This window comes from Candidatus Paracaedibacteraceae bacterium (genome assembly GCA_019636055.1).
In the GTDB taxonomy this organism is placed as follows: domain Bacteria; phylum Pseudomonadota; class Alphaproteobacteria; order Paracaedibacterales; family Paracaedibacteraceae; genus Paracaedibacter.
In genome coordinates this window covers 344953-363774 of the sequence record JAHBYH010000002.1, presented here as the reverse complement: position 1 = coordinate 363774, position 18822 = coordinate 344953, and the positions used below count along the sequence as shown (strand labels likewise).

The following is an 18822-nucleotide window of genomic DNA, read 5'->3' as shown; positions in this document are numbered from 1 at the left end:
GTACTAATAATTGAAAACAGTCTAACAAATATAAACAAAAAAGAACATGCTCTTATTGCTGCAACCGCTTTCTCAATGGCTTCACCAGATTACCCCATAAACTGTAAGGTCCTGTAAAAATTGTAACGCTCACATCTGTGCCCGGGGCTAAAACAGTGTTTTTTGGGTCAGAGCCAGAAAACGATTTATTCAAAGCAACAGTAACAGGAATAACGGTAGACGACTCTGTCTTCAGGGGAGCATCAGCAACATTAACAACTTTACCCCAGATTTCTTGACGTGGCATATCTAGTGCTTGAGGCGGAAGGATCGTTACAGATTGGTTTTGTTTGACGTATGCCGCATCACGTGGTTTTAGGTATACTGTAGCCTCAAGATTTTCTAAAGGGATAATCTGTGCAATTGGCATATCCCCGGATACGTCGTCACCAATTTTCTTGGCCACTATCCCCTGAATAATTCCTGTGATCGGGGCTTTAATATCCATAGCTTTAATCTGATCGTCGAGATGAATTTTTTTCTCATGGAGTTGGGTTAACTGTTTTGAAATATTGGTCATTTCAGTTAAAGCGTCTGTTCTTAATTTCGCTTCAAGTTCAATAATTTTTCCCTCATGCTCTGTGATTTGATGTCTGTGTTCTTGAGATAAGTTAATGAGATTTGCTAATTCTTGACGAAGCTTGGACAAAGCTGCTTCCGCACGTCGATAATCAGTACCTGTTCCTAGTTTTTTTTCGTACAACTTCTTAGCAACATCTCGTTGCTGTTCTGCATTTTCCATTTGTTGCCTTAAATCATGTTCTTGACCCAAAGTTAAGGCAAGCTGCGCACGTTTTTGTTCAAGTTGCGTCGATAAAGCTAATTTCAAATCTTCTTTATTGCGCAATTGCATTTCGTAAATCGCTTTTTGCTCTGAGACCATTTTCTCAAGTTCATTAGGATATTTCCCCGTATCAAATTCTTGATTGAGGCCAATAGCCCGCAGACGATCAGCAACAACTTGAAGACTCTGGGTTGTTAAAAAAAGGGCTTCAAGTTCTGTCTTTAATTTATGTGTATCTAATCCTAAAATAACGTCGTTTGCCTTAACTAAATCTCCGTTATGAACATTAATAGTCTCAATCGTTCCGGAAAACAAAGGGCGAATAGCATGAACTTTGTTCGTTGTTGCAATTGTCCCTGTTGACGTAATTGAATGCTCATAAGGCGTAAGAATAATAGCGACAAGAGAACAGCATATCAATATCGCTGACACGATAATTGCCCATTGAGCCTGACGTGGTGCACGCGTTTCTTCCAGAATAATCGACTGCTTTAAAGCCGGCATTTTCTCATTAATTTCAGACAATGTTGATGAAGGTAAAGTTGTTTTCTGAGCTGTCTGTGTCATGCCGCATTTCCTGAGAGAAGTTTAAGAACGTGATTTTTAGGGCCAAATAAACGCATAATACCATTATTTAAAACTAAAACTTGATCTGCAAGGTTTACGATACTCGGGCGATGCGTAACAATAAGGATTGTTTTTTGTCTCTTCATTTTTTGAATCAAATTTTTAAAAACCATATCAGCCTTCATATCCAAATGCCCCGTCGGTTCATCAAAAATAAGAATTTTACTATCCCGCACAAAAGCTCTAGCCAAATTTATTTTCTGAAGCAATGCAGATGGCAACGTTTTTTGCAACTCAGGCGTCAAAATTGTATGAATGCCTTCAGGCAGTTGTTCAATCGCGACAAGAGCATCCAATTGATCCAAAACAGAGATAATTTCTCGCTCCGTAATATCAGGCTGAGCCAACCTTAAATTCTGAGCAATTGACACCGTAAATAGATCAACCTGACTCGACACATAACCAATAGATTGACGGTGATAGTGAATGTCGATATCCCGCAAATCTATACCATCAAACGTTATATTGCCCTGCGATGGTTCGTATAGCCCCATCAGCAATTTAATTAATGTTGATTTGCCAGAAGCATTATGCCCAACAATAGCAACAACGTCACCTGAATTAATATTGAGAGTTACGGACTGTAAAGCAATGTGGTTTTGTTCGGGGTAAGTAAATGAGATATTTGAAACACCTATTGTTCCTTGATAAGAGTGACGGGTTCTCATAGAATCCTTTGTTTCACCAACAGTTTTAAGCCAGGCTTCACTGTTATCGATTAAATGCTTAAGCTGAAAAAAGTCCCCTATAAGATAAGTTAATTCATAAGCATTATTAAGAACAAAATAAACAAGAGCAGAAGATACAAGTAAATTGGCGATACCATAGCCACTCAGACTATTAAGTTTATACGCCAGAAGGAGTCCCCCTAAATAGAATAGCCCCAGAATAAGGCTAATTCTAACTTGCATTGCCCCTAGGGTGTTAAATGATACCTTGTGCGCCTGCAGATAATCAGACAGACAGATTTTCAAACGATCCATCCATAACCGAGACGTCGATGTATCTTTTATCTCATCTTTAATCACTGCCGCGTCTTGCATAAACTGATCATACACCTGTTCAACTTGACCGAGTGTTTGAAGCTCCGATTTCATCTGATTCGCTTTATACCTTAGGTAGAAATAGGAAAAAATTAAGGCCGTTGTAATACTTAAAGCCTGTACGATGTTAACAACCCATAGCACCATGAGAGGAATAATAACCATCGGTACATCACTAACCACATGCCGTATAAACCGTGCAAGTTTATCTTGCATCAGATCAATTTGTTTTAAATGACTCAACTCAACTTGAGAGACAAGATTATGGCGATCATCCACACTCAAGTACAGTAAATGATGTAAACTCTCTCGGTTACTAAGAATACTCAGACGTGCCGATAGATACGCCAACGTTTTGTTTTTTACCCACGACAAGCTATAAATTGACAAAACAACTCCGCCAAGACAACCGATAATCGATAGAATAATCAGTGTATCCTGATGAAACAAATGGTTCGACATAATCATCTGCAGAATAAAGAGCGGAACCAAAGCCATAATTGCAATTAAGGACGAAAGAACAAGCGGACGCTTCAGATCACCCCCAAGTCTTTTTGCTATATCACTCAACCATGCTTTAGATTTTTGCTTGGGCGTCACATCCTTGATAAAGTTATACCGTATTCCCTTGATTTTCTTTTTAACAGAAACAGCAGATTTTTGTCCCGTTGTACAATCAATATAAAGATAATCACGTTCGGTCTTTTCATAAATAACCCAATAGATACCCGCTTGCTCATTGATAAAAAGTGTTGGCAAGAAACTCCGGCTTAAGTGATTTAATGCAATAGATTTGTGGTAACACGTATAGCCAAGATCAACAAAGATATTCTTTAAATCAATAAGATCAATCTCATTAATATCATAAGGGACAGCCTCAAAAACATCCCGAGAACTCCCCTTCCAGCCCAAAATACGCAGCAACGGTTTAAGACAATTAATATAGTTAAATTGACTTTTTATCATATCTCACCTGCAGCATAACTTACACACGATGTTTGAAAGACGTGCTCAGTTTGACTTTCGACATTCATACTTGGTAATAGCTGTCCATTAATAAGATCATACGAGTCATCGGCTACTTTCTTAAAACTTGGCCTATGCGTAATAAAGATGATGGTCATTCCTTCTTTCATTTCGGTCAAAATGGTTTTTAAAGCTAAATCGCCCGGATCATCCAGATGGGAGTTAGCCTCATCCAAAATCAATATTTTTGGTTCTTGCAATAAACATCGAATCAGCCCTATGCGTTGTTTAATGCCCGATGGAATGGTCACATCCATGGAATTTACAATTGGCGTTTGATAACCCAAGTGTTGTGTTTTTACCCAATGGTCAAGCCCCATTCTCTCTGATAACTTAATAGCCTCCTCAATCAATGGGCCGATTCTAAAAGATGTTAAGTTTTCAAGAATAGTCCCTACATACAGTTGAGGGTCAGAAGATAAATAAGCGATTTGGTCTTGAATTGAATGTTTTGTCCCCTCGTCAATACGCTTATCACCAAATAGAATCCTTCCGCTATCCGGGCTAAGGTCATGCTTAATCAATTTAGCAAGTGTTGTTTTACCAGACCCACTTTGGCCGTAAATTGTCACTAATGTTTTTGGATGAATTATCAAATTTGCTGACACTAGGACTGAACTTTTTAAATTCGGATACGCAAAGCTGATATCTTGAAGTGTCACTGAACCATCAATATGAACATCCTCTACGGATGTTCTTTTCTTTATTTTAGTCAGAACCTGCCGTGCATCCGATACATAATAGCTGATAATATCGCTCCAATGATTTAACACTGTCTGTAAGGGAGGCAAAAGACATGCCATCATCAATAAAACTAAAATAACCTGATCGAGCGCTAAATGAGCTTGAGCATACGCTCTGCCCAAGAACATTATGACTGAAATCAAGAAAATTGTTTGCCAAATCAAATACGCATCTTGGATTGTTAATCCTAATAACGTTGAACTATTAACATTGAATCCCTTATTATAGCAATGCCCTTCATATCGACGAAGGATAAGATTTTCCATACCCAATAACTTAATTGTTTGGTAATTCCGCAGACACTCCCGCTGAATCGTATCTATTTGTTTAGCTTGTTCCTGATGATCTTGAAAAACATGACGCATCTTGCTCCCTTGGTACAGCATCAGAACAACCAAGACCAACATCATAATACTCATCACAGAAGCTAATTCTGTTGAAATGAGTGCTACAAAAATTGTAATAACCGGAATTCTGATCAGATCGATTAAAAGGGAACGAGCAAACATGCGCTGACTATCAGACAGGGTGCCTGCATAAATGCTATCCTTAATAGGAAAATCCCGTGGTTTTAAAAAGGAAGCATATGCCCTTTGTAAGAAGTTTCTTCGCTCAACCCAATTTATAATTTTCTGTCGCGACCTGTACAAAAATGCGTTTAATATCACAACACCACAAAAAAGCCCAACCAATACGATCGCTTCCGATAAAACAAATAGGTCCAACCCATTTGCCAAAATATGAATGACAACTAACAGACCAAGGCCAAGAGTAAAATTATAGGCAATCGTTGCAACAATCAAATCGGATCGCCACCATGTCAATTTTTGGGCAGAATCGAGTTCTTGCATCAGTACAAAACCACAGGATATTTCTTTATTACAGAATATCCTGAGTTTCCTCTGGGGTCAAAGTTCTTGTGATAATCTTAAGAATTAGTCAGAACTTGTCTAATCCGTTGCAAACCCCAGTCTAGTTCTTCGCGAGTAATAACAAGGGGGGGAGCTAACCTAACAACGGTTTCATGAGTCTCCTTGGACAAAACACCAAGCTTTGCCAAACTTTCACAAACTTGTCGCGCAGAAGTGACTGTTGGGTCAATATCAAGACCGATCCACAGGCCAATTCCCCGAACATCCTTGACCATTTTACTATCAATGGCTCTAAGTTCTTTCATTAAATAGGCACCCATTTCCACACTACGCTCACACATATGATCACTTTCAAGGAGTTCAAGTGCCTTAAGAGCAATAGCTGCGCCCAAAGGATTACCACCAAAAGTTGAACCATGACTCCCCGGGTCAAAAACACTCATCAAATGTCTTTTGCCTGCAACACCTGATACCGGGAATAACCCACCGCCCAAAGCCTTACCCAAAATAACCGCATCCGGACTAACATTTTCATGCTCACACGCTAAAACTTTACCCGTTCTGCCCAAACCACTTTGAACTTCGTCAACAACAAGCATAACGTTATTTTTACGGCAAATATCATGAACTTGACTCAACCAACCTTTTGGCGGAACAATAATCCCAGCCTCCCCTTGAATGGGTTCGGTAATAACGGCACAGGTATTGGGCGTGATCGCTTTTTCAATAGCCTCGGCATCCCCAAATGGCACAGCCTTGAACCCTGGCAAGAAAGGCCCGAACCCTGACTTGTAATCAGCCTCAGATGAAAAACTGATAATGCCGATGGTGCGCCCATGGAAATTTTGTGAGGTAACAATAATCTCAGCTTGGTTTTCAGGAATTCCTTTGACTCGGTACCCCCAACGACGAACAGCCTTGATTGCGGTTTCAACAGCTTCAGCCCCGGTATTCATCGGCAACATCATGTCCATACCCGTCATTTGACAGACTTTTTCCAAAAAACGAGGCATGACATCATTATGATAAGCACGTGAGCACATAGCAAGCTTATTGACTTGCTCAATCATCGCTGCAACAATACGTGGATTTGAATGGCCATGACTCACCGCAGAATAAGCCGACATCATATCCAGATATTTTCTCCCCTCAACATCCCAAAGCCAAACCCCTTCACCACGATTGAGGACAACAGGGATTGGTTTATAATTATGGGCTCCCCAACGATCTTCTATATCCATATAATTTTTTGTTGTCATAGGCTGTGAGTTTTTTGTGGTTGCGAGGTTATCCATTGTTGAGCTCCTTCTAAAGTCGAGACAAGTTTCCAGATAAGTTTCAGGGTTTTGTTATCCTGATCAAGAGCTGGGTTATATTCAACAAGCTCAAAAGCAACAAGCTTGTCGTGATTAAGAATATTAACCATGGATTTCAAAACGCTTTCCTCATCAAACCCATTTGGTTCAGGGGTTCCAGTACCCGGGACAAGAGAAGCATCAAATCCATCAATATCAAAAGAAATACCAAAAGGTTTATTATTCGCAGTGGCAATTGCTAATGCTTCATTGAAACAAGCTTCAAACCCACGTACGCTGACTTCATCGCTATACATAACGCGAACTTTGAGTCTTTTTAGAAGGTCATGTTCGCCGTCCTCAAAACTCCGAGCACCAATAATGACAAGATTTTCAGGTTTTAATTTAGGAAGCTCAGATCCCAAAGTGACTAATTCAGAGTCACCATACCCCATAAGTGCCGCTAAGGGCATACCATGTCTGGCCTGCGATGGCGATGTTTGAGGCGTATGAGCATCTAAATGCGCATCAAGCCAAATCAATCCGAAGTCTTGATTAATATGAGTTTTAACAGCAGACCAGGTCCCAACGGCAATGGAATGATCCCCCCCTAAAACAAAAGGAAAAGATTGATTTTTAAGTGTCCGACTAACATAGTCATAAGTTTGCTGAATAGTATCAAGTACATTTTCAAATCGAGTTTTGCTATTCGGGTAGCTAAACGATAATTTAGGGGTTGGTATCCCCATCGGATGGGCTTGAATTTGATAGGATTTCTGAAAGAAAGTTTCATCAAATCTTTTGTGAGTACGCAGCAGCGGATTCACACTATGGCACAAGCACAGCGCCCCTGCTCCGGTTCCCATGTTTGATGCGCCCCAGCCACTTGATACACTAATGAGGGTACGATGGCGTGACATTTTAGCCCCTCCACAAATTTCTCATAATTCAAGTCTAGGGGATGGACTAGTGAAAGTCTAGGACATGTCAGGAAAGTTAACGATTGTCTTTTGAAAAGGATAGACTAAGGTGTAAATTAGATGCCTTGATAAAGCCAAAAGTTGAGCAAACACCCCATGAGAGAAGCAAAGCAAAGATATTGCGTGGTGCATTGGGGTAAAAAGAAACAAAACTTGATAGTGCGGTATTAATTGTTTGCGCTAATCCTGTTGACTGAAACCAAAGAGAACTTCCTGCTTTGACACCAACATATGCCAAAAGGGGCGTGGCAACACCAACAAAAATAAAGGGAACAGATTTGGATAACAAAGAATATTGTTCTGTTGGTTGTTGCGTATTTTCAAGGGGCTGCGTGTATTGGGAGGTTCTGTGCTCATATTGCGGCTGGCCGTCCCAATCTTGGGCAACACCAGAAATAATAATAAGTATAAATGATAGTAATACTTTCATGCTTAACCTCCTTTTTTCTTTTGCTTGTAGCATAAGTGAGTATTAAACATCCACAAATAATTTTAGAAAAATACAAAATAGGCAAGACCGCCAAATAATAAGCCCTTTAAGACAAAGTGTAGTCGCGGATAATTCCGTTTTAGACCGCGTGTCGATGTATGAATCATAAAGATATATTTGAATGTGCGATTGAGGAGTCCAATCGGGTCTGTTTCAACATTTTGAGCCGCCGCTGCCGTCATACAGTAGCGACCAAAAAATTTGTTTATCGAATCAGCAACTTGATTTTTCATAGGACGCGCCACATCGCAAAAGAAAATTAAGCGATCAACATCTGTATTGTTTTCTGCCTGATGCAAATAGGTTTCATCAAACATGACATCTTCACCATCCCGCCAAGAATAACGTTCTCCGTCGACGTCAATAAAACAACGATCATCATTCGGTGTAATGAGTCCCAAATGATATCGCAAAGATCCCGCATACGGATCGCGATGAAGCCCCAGTTTACTGCCCGCAGGAAGATACGTAAACATAGCAGCATTAATAGAGGGCACCTGAGCAATTAAAGCCAATGTTTTCGGACAGGTTTGTTCAGCAGATGGTAAGTTCCCGGCATACCATTTTAGATAATATCGTTTCCATCCTCGCTTGAAAAACGAGTTGAAACCAATATCATCCCGTTTTGTAGAGGCTTTAATACCGCCCTCTGAGAGCAAATTTTGCGCTTCCTCTTTTATGATATGCCAGTTTTCTTTGAAGAGATCCAGTTGGGGAAAATCCCGTCTATTAAGATAGGGCGTACTGGGTGATTTTGAAAAAAGGTAAACCAAAACATTAATAGGAGCCATAAAGGTCGAATGGTCCGTTAGTTGGCGAATTGGTTTATATCTGACTCTTCCCCGAAAATGAACAAACAATCCAGAAAGTAGAAATAGGATAAAACTAACAAATTTCACAGGAGATGTGATCGCAAACATAATAGGCCCTTATATTATAATTATTTTAGAATAAGGAGCGTCTAATTAATTCTCAAGAGAAATATGAACCATTCCCATCAAGATATCGGGCACTTTCTTCAGAACAGATGGGGAAAAACCAGGATAATCCGGAATTTTAATCCCGAATTTGGGTGAAGGCGACTTAGGAACAGGATTCCCCTCTACTGTGACTTTAAATGCCTCATTGTCATAGGATGTATCATAATCGTTAGGGGATTGAGACGATATATCCAAAAGGACACCCAACAAAATCTGAGGCAGTCGTTGGGGGTATTTACCGCTTTTATCAGGTATACCAAGAGATTTTATACGAACCATACTACCGTCTTGATGAACATAGATCTGCATCATAACAAGATTTTTAGCATTTTTATCTTTTGTTTTGTCCCCGGTAACTGTCCAATAACGTTTTTTTCCGGCTGTTAACGGGACCTCAGTCCAAACAAAACCAAGGTCTAATAATTGCTTGTGAAGTCGGTCTTTAGTTGTATGAACATCAATCTTTTTTAAGGCTTGTCCCCGTTTACCCGTATTGAATTCATCAATTGCTTGCTTGAGTTTTGGATTTGCCTCTAAATACATGGAATCCCAAAGACTGAGCGGAGCATTAACCGGTAAAAACGATGATTTATATACAGCAATAGTCAATAACGTGTGCTCTCGGGATCTTTCCTTTTCATTCAAGTGATCGGGCACAAATGGAGGTTGGAATGAGGGCTCTGGGCTAGCCAGACAAAGGCTTAAGCATAGTGCTGTTAAAAGCATAAAAGCTCCTTTAGCTTTGTTGCTGTATCCTGAGTGACAGTCAGGGGGATTACGTCACCAGATATTATGTTTCCTGTCCACCATTCAGCGCGACCGGAATTTATAACACTTGTGTGAAAATGGTCAAATTTAGGATAGGTGCCATCCAATTTATAAAGATAAACTTGAGCCGAGGTAGCACAAGCTTCAGAGATCATACTAATGCTGTCGCAGGTAACTAATAGGACATTCGCTAATCCAAGCAATCCAAAATAAGGATTATTCCCCTTTCCATCCCAAATATAAATCGAATCAGGAAGTTGTTTTAATTTTTCTGCAATGGTTAAGGGCGTACGACGAGACAAAGTAATTAATATTCGCCAGCCTTGATTCAGCAATTGGTTGAGGTCATGGCTTAAACGTTCAGCAAAATCATCTGGCATTGAGTAATTTTTATTGGGACCACCAATGATAACAGATAAGACAGGTCTGTGATCGGGATTTAAATAAGCAAAGTGTTGGGCTGCTATTTTTAATTTTTCATCGGTGATGCGATGAGTTGCCCCCAATGTTGTAATCACGTTTGCCCCTATATAATTATCATGTTCTGGGCAAATAACCGCATCGAAATGTTCCGATGAAATTTTTGGATTCTGAAAATAGACAATTTTAGTCGAAGGGGATTTTTGCTTAATCAATAAAGCCGGTAGAGTAGCTCGGCGCCCTGAGGCAAAAACAATGTCTGGATACGGAGCATTCAAAGAATCGCTGGTTGATGATAGACAAAAATTCAATCCACAGCGAAAATAAGGTGCTAGGGACTCCCATGGTTGGCGCAGCTTGATCTTTCTGAGAGTCACCTCAAAGCCAAGAGACTCAGCAAGTCCCCAAGCTTGATTGATCATGCCAGCGCTTCCATCGGAAATCACCCAGCAGGTTGTCATTAAGCATCCTTCTTTCTGTCTGCTTTTTTGCGTTCATGCGGACACAAAATAGCTTTGCGAATACGAATATTCTTTGGTGTAACTTCAACACGTTCGTCATCTTGAATGTACGAAATCGCTTGTTCCAAGGTCATGATTTTTGGTGGTGTTAGACGAATTGCATCATCTTTACCTGAAGCACGGAAGTTGGTTAGCTGTTTTGCTTTGAGCGGGTTAACTTCCAAGTCGTTATCTCGGCTGTTTTCACCAATGATCATACCTTCGTAAACTTGGGCACCTGGTCCAACAAACAAAATTCCGCGTTCTTCAAGTGTATTCAATGAGTAAGAAACCGCTTCACCATTGCCCATGGAAATCAACACACCGGTGTGACGACCATCAATAGGACCGCGATATGGGCCATAGCTGTGGAACACACGGCTCATGATCCCCGTTCCGCGTGTATCGGTTAGGAATTGACCGTGATATCCGATCAAACCACGAGATGGTGCATGGAATGTAATACGGACTTTTCCACCACCGGACGGACGCATATCCGTCATTTCAGATTTACGTTGGTTCATGGCATCAACAACTGTACCACTGTATTCTTCGTCAACGTCAATCTGAACTTCTTCGATTGGCTCCAGACGTTCGCCTGTTACCTCGTCATTGCGGTACAGAACGCGGGGACGGCTGATAGAAAGCTCAAATCCTTCACGGCGCATGGTTTCAATTAAAACACCCAATTGTAACTCACCACGACCGGCAACTTCAAAGGCATCTTTTTCTTCTGTTTCTGTGATACGGATGGCAACGTTTCCTTCGGCTTCTTTCATCAAACGATCGCGAATAACACGAGAGGTTAGTTTTGCTCCTTCACGACCTGCAAGGGGCGAGTCATTAACAGAAAACGTCATGGCCAAGGTTGGCGGATCAATTGGTTGGGCTTCGATTGGTGTGTTAACTTCCGGCACAGCAACGGTGTCAGCTACGGTTGCTTTTTCAAGACCGGCAATCGCAATAATATCCCCTGCTTCGGCTTCCTCGATTGGAAGACGTTCTAATCCACGGAAAGACAAGAGTTTTGTAATACGGCCGGTTTCAACCACATCGCCATCACGGTTTAAAACGCGGACGGCTGTGTTCAGTTTGACGCGACCAGTTTTAACGCGGCCTGTCAAAACACGACCCAAAAAGTTATCATATTCACGGGTTGTTACAAGCATTGAAAACGGAGCTTCTTTATCACCAGCAGCTTCTGGAACATGATCCAGAATCAAATCAAACAACGGTCCGATATCTTTACGTTCGTCATTCAGTTCCTTAACAGCCCATCCGCTACGGCCAGAGGCATACATGATCGGGAAGTCTAGTTGTTTTTCATCCGCCTCAAGCGCGAGGAAAAGTTCGAATACTTCATCAAGAACTTCATCAGCACGAGCATCTTGACGGTCGATTTTGTTAATCAAAACAATAGGACGAAGCCCCAGTTTAAGAGCCTTTGTTAGGACGAATTTTGTCTGAGGCATGGGACCTTCGGCAGCGTCAACAAGAACAACGACCCCGTCAACCATACTTAAAATCCGTTCAACTTCACCACCAAAATCCGCGTGCCCCGGTGTGTCCACGATGTTAATACGGTTCCCTTTCCATTCAAGGGACGTACACTTGGCAAGGATGGTAATTCCACGTTCTTTTTCAAGATCATTCGAGTCCATAACTCGTTCAGCAACTTGCTGATTCTGGCGGAAAGTACCGCTTTGTTTAAGCATACTGTCAACCAGTGTGGTTTTACCATGGTCAACGTGGGCGATAATAGCAATATTGCGAATCGATGTCATAAGATACTCTAATTAATTGTTTATATAAAAAATATACATTGAGTATATAGAGATTGTGAAAAAACTCAACAAGTTAAAGTTTTTGCTTTTTGGATTATTTCTAGAAATACAAATAAAGAATTCTCCCCAAAAATAGGGGAGAATACCATTTTACTCTTCGACGTCAAGGTCAGCTTCGGTGACTTTACCCTCTTTGACTTGCTTAACAAGAAGTTGCACAAGATTAAATGGGGGAAGTTCACGACCAATACCATCTTGATCCCAGTTTAAACCAATACTGCAATATCCTTCTTCAACTTCTGGAAGAAATTCTTCAATCAAGTAGGATACGGGCATTTCCTCAAGAGTTGCGTAATCTTCAGCCCATGTGACGGCATTTTCCTTATAGCTTTCTGTCCATAGGGGAATAGTGTCCATTGGCTCATCATCATCGCGGGTGAATTCAAGAGATTCCGTTTGAACACACATCTTGTCTTGAACAAGGACGTAAACTTTTTCAGTAGCAGCAGCTTCCTGAATAAATTTCAAGGCACGGCCATTAAATTCTTTTTCTAAATCTTGATCCGTCATAATTATTTCCTATGCTAAAAATTTGCTTAGTCAAGGATGCGCTTATTCTTAAAATTAAACAAGGGGTTTTTATATAGGTAAACCGCAAAAGACAACCCTTTGATTTCATTTATCAGCTTTGATAGAAAAATCTTGACTTTATAAAGAGGTAAGGATATATCTAAAGGTAATTATAATTACGAAGGTTTTCGAAAATGAAAATTGCTAATTCAATTAAGACTCTAAAAGAGCGTCACAAAGGTTGTAAAGTTGTTCGTCGTCGTGGTCGCACATACGTCATCAACAAACAAAACCCACGCTTCAAAGCTCGTCAGGGCTAATTAAAGCTAAATCAAAAAAAGTGGTCTGAGTACCGCTTTTTTTATGTCGATATTATAACAATAGTTAAAAAATCACATCCCTTTCTGATCATAAAAATCCATTATAATAAAAAATAAATAATAAAATTTTATTTTTACTTTTTATTAATACACTTTTCCTACAATTGAACTATATAGTTATGTGCAGGGTGTGTTCTTGCATACTGTTAGGAGGTAGTTATGGATAAAATTGTTAATTTTCTAAAGCAAGAAAATGGCGCGTCTTTGGCTGAATATGGTATTTTGGTTGCATTAATTGCAGCGGTTGCCATTGGCGCCGTAACAACATTGGGTGGCAACATTGCCGGTGTCTTTGAAAATATTGCTGGTTTGATCACAACTGGCGGTGGTAGTGGTGGCTAACCTTTAATACTTGTGCAATTCAATGTTAAAGACCAATTACCGAAAGGATGATGGCTCCACTATTGTTGAATTTGCAATAGTGGCACCATTATTCATTCTTGTTCTGTTTGCAACATTCCAGATTGGCCTAGTCCTTCTGATCCAGAATGCGCTAGATTCCGCAGCCAGAGAAGCATCGCGAGTCGGCATCACGGGCGCAGCCGATACCGGCATGACACGAGAACAAGCAATTCGCGCAAAAGCTCAAGAAGTTGTACGACGATACTCAGGCGGGTTTTTAAACCCGGCTAAACTCAACATTTCCGTTAAAGCTTATCCGAGTTTAGATGGAATCGGTTCGCCAGAACCCTTTACAGATACCAATAATAACGGCATTCGCGATCCAAGCGAACCTTTTACAGATGTTAACGGCAATGGTGTGTGGGATGCTGATCAAGGTATTTCAGGATCTTTTGGTTTATCAGGACAAGTTGTTGAGTATGATATCAGTTATCAATGGGACACTATTTTCCCTATCTTTGGTACACAGTCAAAATTAACGTTACACGGTATTACCCCTGTTATGAATGAGGATTTTTGAGATGAAAATTCATTCATTTAACAAAAAATTTCATAACGACGATGGCGCAGCAATCGTCGAAACCGCTTTCGTCCTTCCTATTTTAATCATGCTTGTTGCCCTTATTTTTGAGATGGGGATGTACATATTACTGCATTCAAAATTAACACGCATGGCAGGTGTGATAACAGACGCCATTACGCGACAAAATCTAACACAATCTGCCTTAATTGGACTAATGAACACAGCAGATAATATTACAAATCCTTTTAATTTTTCTCTCAACGGTAAAATGGTTGTTTCCCAAGTTCACAATAAGAAACAAAGCACAAAAGCAAGCGACATGGTTATCGGATGGCAACAAAGCAAAAATAGCGGCGTTAGCCTCATCGGATCCGTTGGTACATCGCCCCAAAATTTGCCGGGAGATATTACGGTTATTCAAGATCAAAGTATTGTTGTAACTGAAGTATTTTACCAATACTCGCCCTTAATTTTTAAAAATTACCTCCCTATCAAATCAATCTATAAAACAGCTGTTTTTGTCCCAAGATCAGGAGATATGAATGATTTACTGGCTGGATAAACATCTAAGACTAAAAAAAGAATCGGCAGCTGTTATGCCGTTGTTCGCCATATGTCTATTACCTATTCTTGTCCTTGCGGCCATGGTCGTCGATCTGACTCGAATTTCATTGATTAACACAGAACTTGCTTATGCCTGTGATGCCGCATCCATTGCAGCCGTTCGTTACAACGCAGCAGATGCAACAACCAATGCCACTAAAGTTTTTTATGCGAACTATAAAAATGGATTAAACGGTGTTAGTGTTACCCCAACTGTTACACTAGCATCAGATAATTCCTATGTGGATGTTTCCGCCCAAGGCCCTGCCCCTCTATTTTTCTCGGAATTGCTTGGCAAAAACACGCTTAAAGTTCAATGTTTCTCGCGCGTTCGCCGGGAATTAGTCAGCAGTCAAATCGCATTAGTCTTAGATGTCACGGGGTCCATGGCACAAAACGGTAAAATTGATGGTCTCCGCAATGCGGCAACACAACTTGTGAATACAATTTTTGAGGGAAACGCAACGCTATCAAACATCGCTTTGTCTATTGTCCCTTATATCGCTGCTGTTAACATTGGTTCTCAACACACAAGTTGGTTATCCAACCCAAGTAAACTAAGCGCTTTCCCCTCAAACGATAAGTGGGAAGGATGTGTTGGAGCCGTAGATACAGGGACAACCATGGATACGGATACCCCGCCCAGCTCGACAAGAAAATGGCCGGTCTATTTTGCTGAATCCACACGCAATGCAAGCTATGGGACGCCTCGAGATAATGACTGGGGAACGTATTCAAACGGTACTCTTCGTGTTTACCAAGCAGTACCCGGTATTAATGTTGGGCCGAATCGATCCTGTCCGTCATCTTTAGTTCCCTTGACGAATGTCAAACAAACTCTCATCAACAAAATTAATACATTTACTCTTGATAATATTCGATACGGCGCCGGAACATTTGGTAACTTAGGCCTTGTTTGGGGATGGAATACGATATCACCACGATGGACAGGTTTATGGGATGGTCCTATACAGCCAACCAACAATAATACAAATACGTTAAAATCAATCGTTATTGTAACAGACGGCGAAAACAACTGGACAGATCAACCCGGATATAATCCTTTGGGCGACCCGATTGCCTATGCCATGGAGGCGTCAACGGTTAGCTTGTTTAATCGTACACGCGTGAATACACTGGGGGTAACTTCTGTAAATGCTGTCGACTCATTAATTGATACTCGTGTATCAAATTTATGTACACGCATAAAACAATCAGGAATTCAGATTTTTACAGTGACTTTTCAGGTATCTAGCAATAACGCTAAAACACTTTATCGAAATTGTGCGACAAAACCTGAATGGGCCTATCAAGCAGATACATCTCAAGAATTATATGATCATTTCTCAACCATCGCCAATCAACTGAAAAAAATTGCCATTATCAAATAGTCGGTATTTGACGTTAAGAGAATTAAAGGTATAGTTAGATATAGTTCCGATGAAGGTCTTCCTATGCTCCGTCACAGAAAAGCAAAAATTGTTGCAACATTAGGTCCGTCTAGTCAAACATATGATCAGATTCTTGCACTCCATGAAACGGGTGTCGACGTCTTCCGACTAAACTTCTCCCATGGTAGCCATGAACAACATCGAAATACGTATGATATTATTCGCTCGATCGAAGAAAAAATTCAAAGCCCTATTGCCATATTGGCAGATCTTCAAGGCCCGAAACTCAGGATTGGGCAATTCAAAGATGGCAGTATTGACTTAAAGCAAGGCGAACTTTTTATTCTCGACACAAATACTGATTTTGGTAATCATATCCGGGTTAATCTGCCCCATCCCGAGCTTTATGAGGCAGCACAACCCGGAACAGAATTATTGCTCGATGATGGCAAAATTCGATTAAAGGTTGAATCTACATCGGAACATCAAATCATCACTAAAGTTATTATTGGCGGGAAACTCTCTAACCGCAAAGGTGTCAATATACCAGGAGTGACAATCCCTATTTCAGCAATTACTGAAAAAGATCGGAAAGATTTAAAGTTTGCCCTTGAACTGGGTGTTGATTGGGTGGCAATTTCTTTCGTACAACGCCCAGAAGATGTTTTGGAAGCACGTGAACTGATTAACAATCAAGCAAAACTAATCAGTAAAATTGAGAAACCCAAAGCAATGGAACATTTAATAGAAATTATTGGTTTATCTGACGCTGTTATGGTAGCACGTGGTGATCTGGGTGTTGAGATGGCCCCAGAAGAAGTCCCAACTGCCCAAAAAACCATCATTCGCGAATGTCGCGAAGCCGGTAAACCCGTTATCGTTGCAACACAAATGCTTGATTCTATGATCCAGAACCCGTCTCCAACTCGCGCTGAAGCCTCTGACGTGGCAACAGCAATCTATGATGGTGTTGACGCCGTTATGTTATCTGCTGAGTCAGCAAGCGGTCATTTTCCTCAAGAATCTGTTTCCATGATGAATCGCATCATTAAACAAGTCGAGCACGATCCCTTTTATCTCAATATGGTGCAAATTTATAAACCATCAGTTCGTGCCAATACTTACGATGCAATGACATCTGCTGCGCGTCAAGTCGCCCAGACGATCCCCATCAAAGCGATTGTTACATTTACTGAAACAGGAAATTCAACATTGCGTGAAACGCGTGAGCGACCAAAATCACCTGTTGTTGCCTTAACCCCAAATCGAAGAATAGCTCGGATGATGAGCTTATATTGGGGAACCCTTCCCATCATGTGTGACCCCATCGCAAGTCTAGCTGAAATGGTCAAAAAAGCGAGCGATAAACTTGTGCTTAATAAAGTTGTTGAAAAAGGTGATCGTGTTATTATCCTTGCAGGGGTTCCTTTTGGCCAACGCAGCGGGACAAATATCATGCGTATCCTTGAAATTGATTCAGATTATAAAGATCGATAAGGCAATTAACTTAAGCTGCATTTACATCTGTTTGGAGTATGCTCGATACAGATTGTAAACATAAATCAAAGTTATAGATATCTCGATCTGTTGTATAGAAAGATGTCACAAATCGATACACATTCTCAGTAGGATGCCACTTGTAAAACTTGCATCCCTGATTACGCAGCTGTGTTTCGACGTCAGAAGATATCGTAAAAAATATTTCGTTTGCATCAACTGGATACAGAATTTTGACATGATTCTTTGTCAAGATATGAGCAAGTTTTTGAGCCATCGTATTCGCCTGAGAAGCATTTTTGAGCCATAAATCATCTTTTAAGTATTCAAGGATTTGACACGAGAAAAAACGAGCTTTGGATAAAGTTTGCCCAGCTCTTTTATGAAGATATTCAAAATTCTCTGCCATTTTCGGGTTAAAAATAACAACAGCTTCAGCACAAACTGTTCCATTTTTAGTTGCCCCAAAACTAAGAATATCAATCCCTTGCTTCCATGTTAATTCAGCAGGTGAACAGTTTAAACTCACAAGACTATTGGCGAACCGGGCACCATCCATATGAACAGGTAAATTATAATGACGCGCAACTTGAGAAATAGCGCTGAGTTCATCAATTGTATAAACTGTACCTGACTCGGTGGATTGAGTAACGCTTATGCAACCTGGCTTTGGCGCTAAAGCCTTCTTACCAATGGCTTCACTGATTTTACTTTCCAAGAAAAGAGGATCTATTTTACCATTCTTTCCATCACAAAGAACAAGTTTAGCACCACTGGTAAAGAACTCAGGTGCATTCCCTTCATCAGTTGCTATATGGGCTTCTTTATGGCAGTAAATAGCTTCATAGGGTCTCACCATGGATGAAAGAGCTAAACAGTTAGAAGCGGTTCCTGTATTTGTTAAAAAGACGGACACTTCTTTTTCAAAAACATCTGACAATCTTTTTTGCAATTCATGACTATAGCTATCAACGCCATAAGCAGGCTCGTAACCTTGATTAGCTATCAAGATCGCTTCTAAAATTTTAGGATGCGCAGGTGCAACATTATCACTGGTAAAATTCATTTTATGTGCCTTCAGTTTTATTTTTATTTCTTAAACTG

18 protein-coding genes are annotated in these 18822 nt (G+C 40.5%); 6 read left to right on the top strand and 12 right to left on the bottom strand.

Annotated elements, in window-relative coordinates; translation table 11 throughout:
- Positions 1 to 52: 52 nt before the first annotated feature.
- From KF820_05205 to KF820_05155, 11 genes are all read right to left on the bottom strand, one after another.
- A complete protein-coding gene (locus KF820_05205; protein ID MBX3457740.1) occupies positions 53 to 1390 on the bottom strand; it encodes an HlyD family efflux transporter periplasmic adaptor subunit in 1338 nt (445 codons plus the stop codon).
- A complete protein-coding gene (locus tag KF820_05200; protein MBX3457739.1) occupies positions 1387 to 3459 on the bottom strand; it encodes an ABC transporter ATP-binding protein in 2073 nt (690 codons plus the stop codon). Before KF820_05200 ends, KF820_05205 begins: the two co-directional genes overlap by 4 nt.
- The gene (locus KF820_05195) at positions 3456 to 5114 is read right to left on the bottom strand and encodes an ATP-binding cassette domain-containing protein (GenBank protein ID MBX3457738.1); all 1659 of its coding nucleotides are present in this window, start codon (positions 5112 to 5114) and stop codon (positions 3456 to 3458) included. The genes KF820_05200 and KF820_05195 overlap by 4 nt, the downstream gene beginning before the upstream one ends.
- Before the next feature lie 77 nt (positions 5115 to 5191).
- On the bottom strand, positions 5192 to 6394 hold the full coding sequence (rocD, locus tag KF820_05190; GenBank protein MBX3457737.1) for an ornithine--oxo-acid transaminase: 1203 nt from the start codon (positions 6392 to 6394) through the stop codon (positions 5192 to 5194).
- A complete protein-coding gene (locus KF820_05185; protein ID MBX3457736.1) occupies positions 6391 to 7350 on the bottom strand; it encodes an arginase in 960 nt (319 codons plus the stop codon). The genes rocD and KF820_05185 overlap by 4 nt, the downstream gene beginning before the upstream one ends.
- A 76-nt stretch (positions 7351 to 7426) precedes the next feature.
- The gene (locus KF820_05180; protein MBX3457735.1) at positions 7427 to 7840 is read right to left on the bottom strand and encodes a hypothetical protein; all 414 of its coding nucleotides are present in this window, start codon (positions 7838 to 7840) and stop codon (positions 7427 to 7429) included.
- A gap of 62 nt (positions 7841 to 7902) precedes the next feature.
- Entirely contained in the window at positions 7903 to 8820 is a 918-nt protein-coding gene (locus tag KF820_05175; GenBank protein ID MBX3457734.1) for an aspartyl/asparaginyl beta-hydroxylase domain-containing protein, read from the bottom strand.
- Positions 8821 to 8865: 45 nt separating this feature from the next.
- Complete coding sequence (locus KF820_05170; protein ID MBX3457733.1) at positions 8866 to 9606, bottom strand: hypothetical protein; 741 nt, start codon at positions 9604 to 9606, stop codon at positions 8866 to 8868.
- Complete coding sequence (locus KF820_05165) at positions 9597 to 10529, bottom strand: mitochondrial fission ELM1 family protein (protein ID MBX3457732.1); 933 nt, start codon at positions 10527 to 10529, stop codon at positions 9597 to 9599. The genes KF820_05170 and KF820_05165 overlap by 10 nt, the downstream gene beginning before the upstream one ends.
- Positions 10529 to 12352, bottom strand: a complete 1824-nt coding sequence (typA, locus tag KF820_05160; GenBank protein ID MBX3457731.1) for a translational GTPase TypA — start codon at positions 12350 to 12352, stop codon at positions 10529 to 10531. The genes KF820_05165 and typA overlap by 1 nt, the downstream gene beginning before the upstream one ends.
- Before the next feature lie 150 nt (positions 12353 to 12502).
- Entirely contained in the window at positions 12503 to 12922 is a 420-nt protein-coding gene (locus KF820_05155) for a DUF2750 domain-containing protein (protein MBX3457730.1), read from the bottom strand.
- Positions 12923 to 13116: 194 nt separating this feature from the next.
- Between KF820_05155 and ykgO the strand changes: the two genes are divergently transcribed.
- The 6 genes from ykgO to pyk all read left to right on the top strand — a co-directional run bounded on the left by ykgO (position 13117) and on the right by pyk (position 17718).
- Entirely contained in the window at positions 13117 to 13242 is a 126-nt protein-coding gene (gene ykgO, locus KF820_05150) for a type B 50S ribosomal protein L36 (GenBank protein ID MBX3457729.1), read from the top strand.
- Positions 13243 to 13461: 219 nt separating this feature from the next.
- On the top strand, positions 13462 to 13644 hold the full coding sequence (locus KF820_05145; protein ID MBX3457728.1) for a Flp family type IVb pilin: 183 nt from the start codon (positions 13462 to 13464) through the stop codon (positions 13642 to 13644).
- 22 nt (positions 13645 to 13666) lie between these two features.
- Positions 13667 to 14224: a pilus assembly protein gene (locus KF820_05140; protein MBX3457727.1), complete on the top strand. Its 558-nt coding sequence runs from the start codon at positions 13667 to 13669 to the stop codon at positions 14222 to 14224.
- 1 nt (position 14225) lies between these two features.
- Positions 14226 to 14789, top strand: a complete 564-nt coding sequence (locus tag KF820_05135; GenBank protein ID MBX3457726.1) for a pilus assembly protein — start codon at positions 14226 to 14228, stop codon at positions 14787 to 14789.
- A complete protein-coding gene (locus tag KF820_05130) occupies positions 14770 to 16221 on the top strand; it encodes a Tad domain-containing protein (GenBank protein MBX3457725.1) in 1452 nt (483 codons plus the stop codon). The genes KF820_05135 and KF820_05130 overlap by 20 nt, the downstream gene beginning before the upstream one ends.
- Before the next feature lie 63 nt (positions 16222 to 16284).
- Positions 16285 to 17718: a pyruvate kinase gene (gene pyk, locus KF820_05125; GenBank protein ID MBX3457724.1), complete on the top strand. Its 1434-nt coding sequence runs from the start codon at positions 16285 to 16287 to the stop codon at positions 17716 to 17718.
- Positions 17719 to 17728: 10 nt separating this feature from the next.
- Here pyk and KF820_05120 read toward each other — a convergent pair whose 3' ends face one another.
- Positions 17729 to 18784, bottom strand: a complete 1056-nt coding sequence (locus tag KF820_05120; protein MBX3457723.1) for a low specificity L-threonine aldolase — start codon at positions 18782 to 18784, stop codon at positions 17729 to 17731.
- Positions 18785 to 18822 lie beyond the last annotated feature (38 nt).

Excerpts from the sequence above, each read along its gene's own strand:
- KF820_05205 (MBX3457740.1), bottom strand. The coding sequence starts at position 1,390 with ATGACACAGACAGCTCAGAAAACAACTTTACCTTCATCAACATTGTCT.
- KF820_05200 (MBX3457739.1), bottom strand. The coding sequence starts at position 3,459 with ATGATAAAAAGTCAATTTAACTATATTAATTGTCTTAAACCGTTGCTG.
- KF820_05195 (MBX3457738.1), bottom strand. The coding sequence starts at position 5,114 with ATGCAAGAACTCGATTCTGCCCAAAAATTGACATGGTGGCGATCCGAT.
- rocD (MBX3457737.1), bottom strand. The coding sequence starts at position 6,394 with ATGACAACAAAAAATTATATGGATATAGAAGATCGTTGGGGAGCCCAT.
- KF820_05185 (MBX3457736.1), bottom strand. The coding sequence starts at position 7,350 with ATGTCACGCCATCGTACCCTCATTAGTGTATCAAGTGGCTGGGGCGCA.
- KF820_05180 (MBX3457735.1), bottom strand. The coding sequence starts at position 7,840 with ATGAAAGTATTACTATCATTTATACTTATTATTATTTCTGGTGTTGCC.
- KF820_05175 (MBX3457734.1), bottom strand. The coding sequence starts at position 8,820 with ATGTTTGCGATCACATCTCCTGTGAAATTTGTTAGTTTTATCCTATTT.
- KF820_05170 (MBX3457733.1), bottom strand. The coding sequence starts at position 9,606 with ATGCTTTTAACAGCACTATGCTTAAGCCTTTGTCTGGCTAGCCCAGAG.
- KF820_05165 (MBX3457732.1), bottom strand. The coding sequence starts at position 10,529 with ATGACAACCTGCTGGGTGATTTCCGATGGAAGCGCTGGCATGATCAAT.
- typA (MBX3457731.1), bottom strand. The coding sequence starts at position 12,352 with ATGACATCGATTCGCAATATTGCTATTATCGCCCACGTTGACCATGGT.
- KF820_05155 (MBX3457730.1), bottom strand. The coding sequence starts at position 12,922 with ATGACGGATCAAGATTTAGAAAAAGAATTTAATGGCCGTGCCTTGAAA.
- ykgO (MBX3457729.1), top strand. The coding sequence starts at position 13,117 with ATGAAAATTGCTAATTCAATTAAGACTCTAAAAGAGCGTCACAAAGGT.
- KF820_05145 (MBX3457728.1), top strand. The coding sequence starts at position 13,462 with ATGGATAAAATTGTTAATTTTCTAAAGCAAGAAAATGGCGCGTCTTTG.
- KF820_05140 (MBX3457727.1), top strand. The coding sequence starts at position 13,667 with ATGTTAAAGACCAATTACCGAAAGGATGATGGCTCCACTATTGTTGAA.
- KF820_05135 (MBX3457726.1), top strand. The coding sequence starts at position 14,226 with ATGAAAATTCATTCATTTAACAAAAAATTTCATAACGACGATGGCGCA.
- KF820_05130 (MBX3457725.1), top strand. The coding sequence starts at position 14,770 with ATGATTTACTGGCTGGATAAACATCTAAGACTAAAAAAAGAATCGGCA.
- pyk (MBX3457724.1), top strand. The coding sequence starts at position 16,285 with ATGCTCCGTCACAGAAAAGCAAAAATTGTTGCAACATTAGGTCCGTCT.
- KF820_05120 (MBX3457723.1), bottom strand. The coding sequence starts at position 18,784 with ATGAATTTTACCAGTGATAATGTTGCACCTGCGCATCCTAAAATTTTA.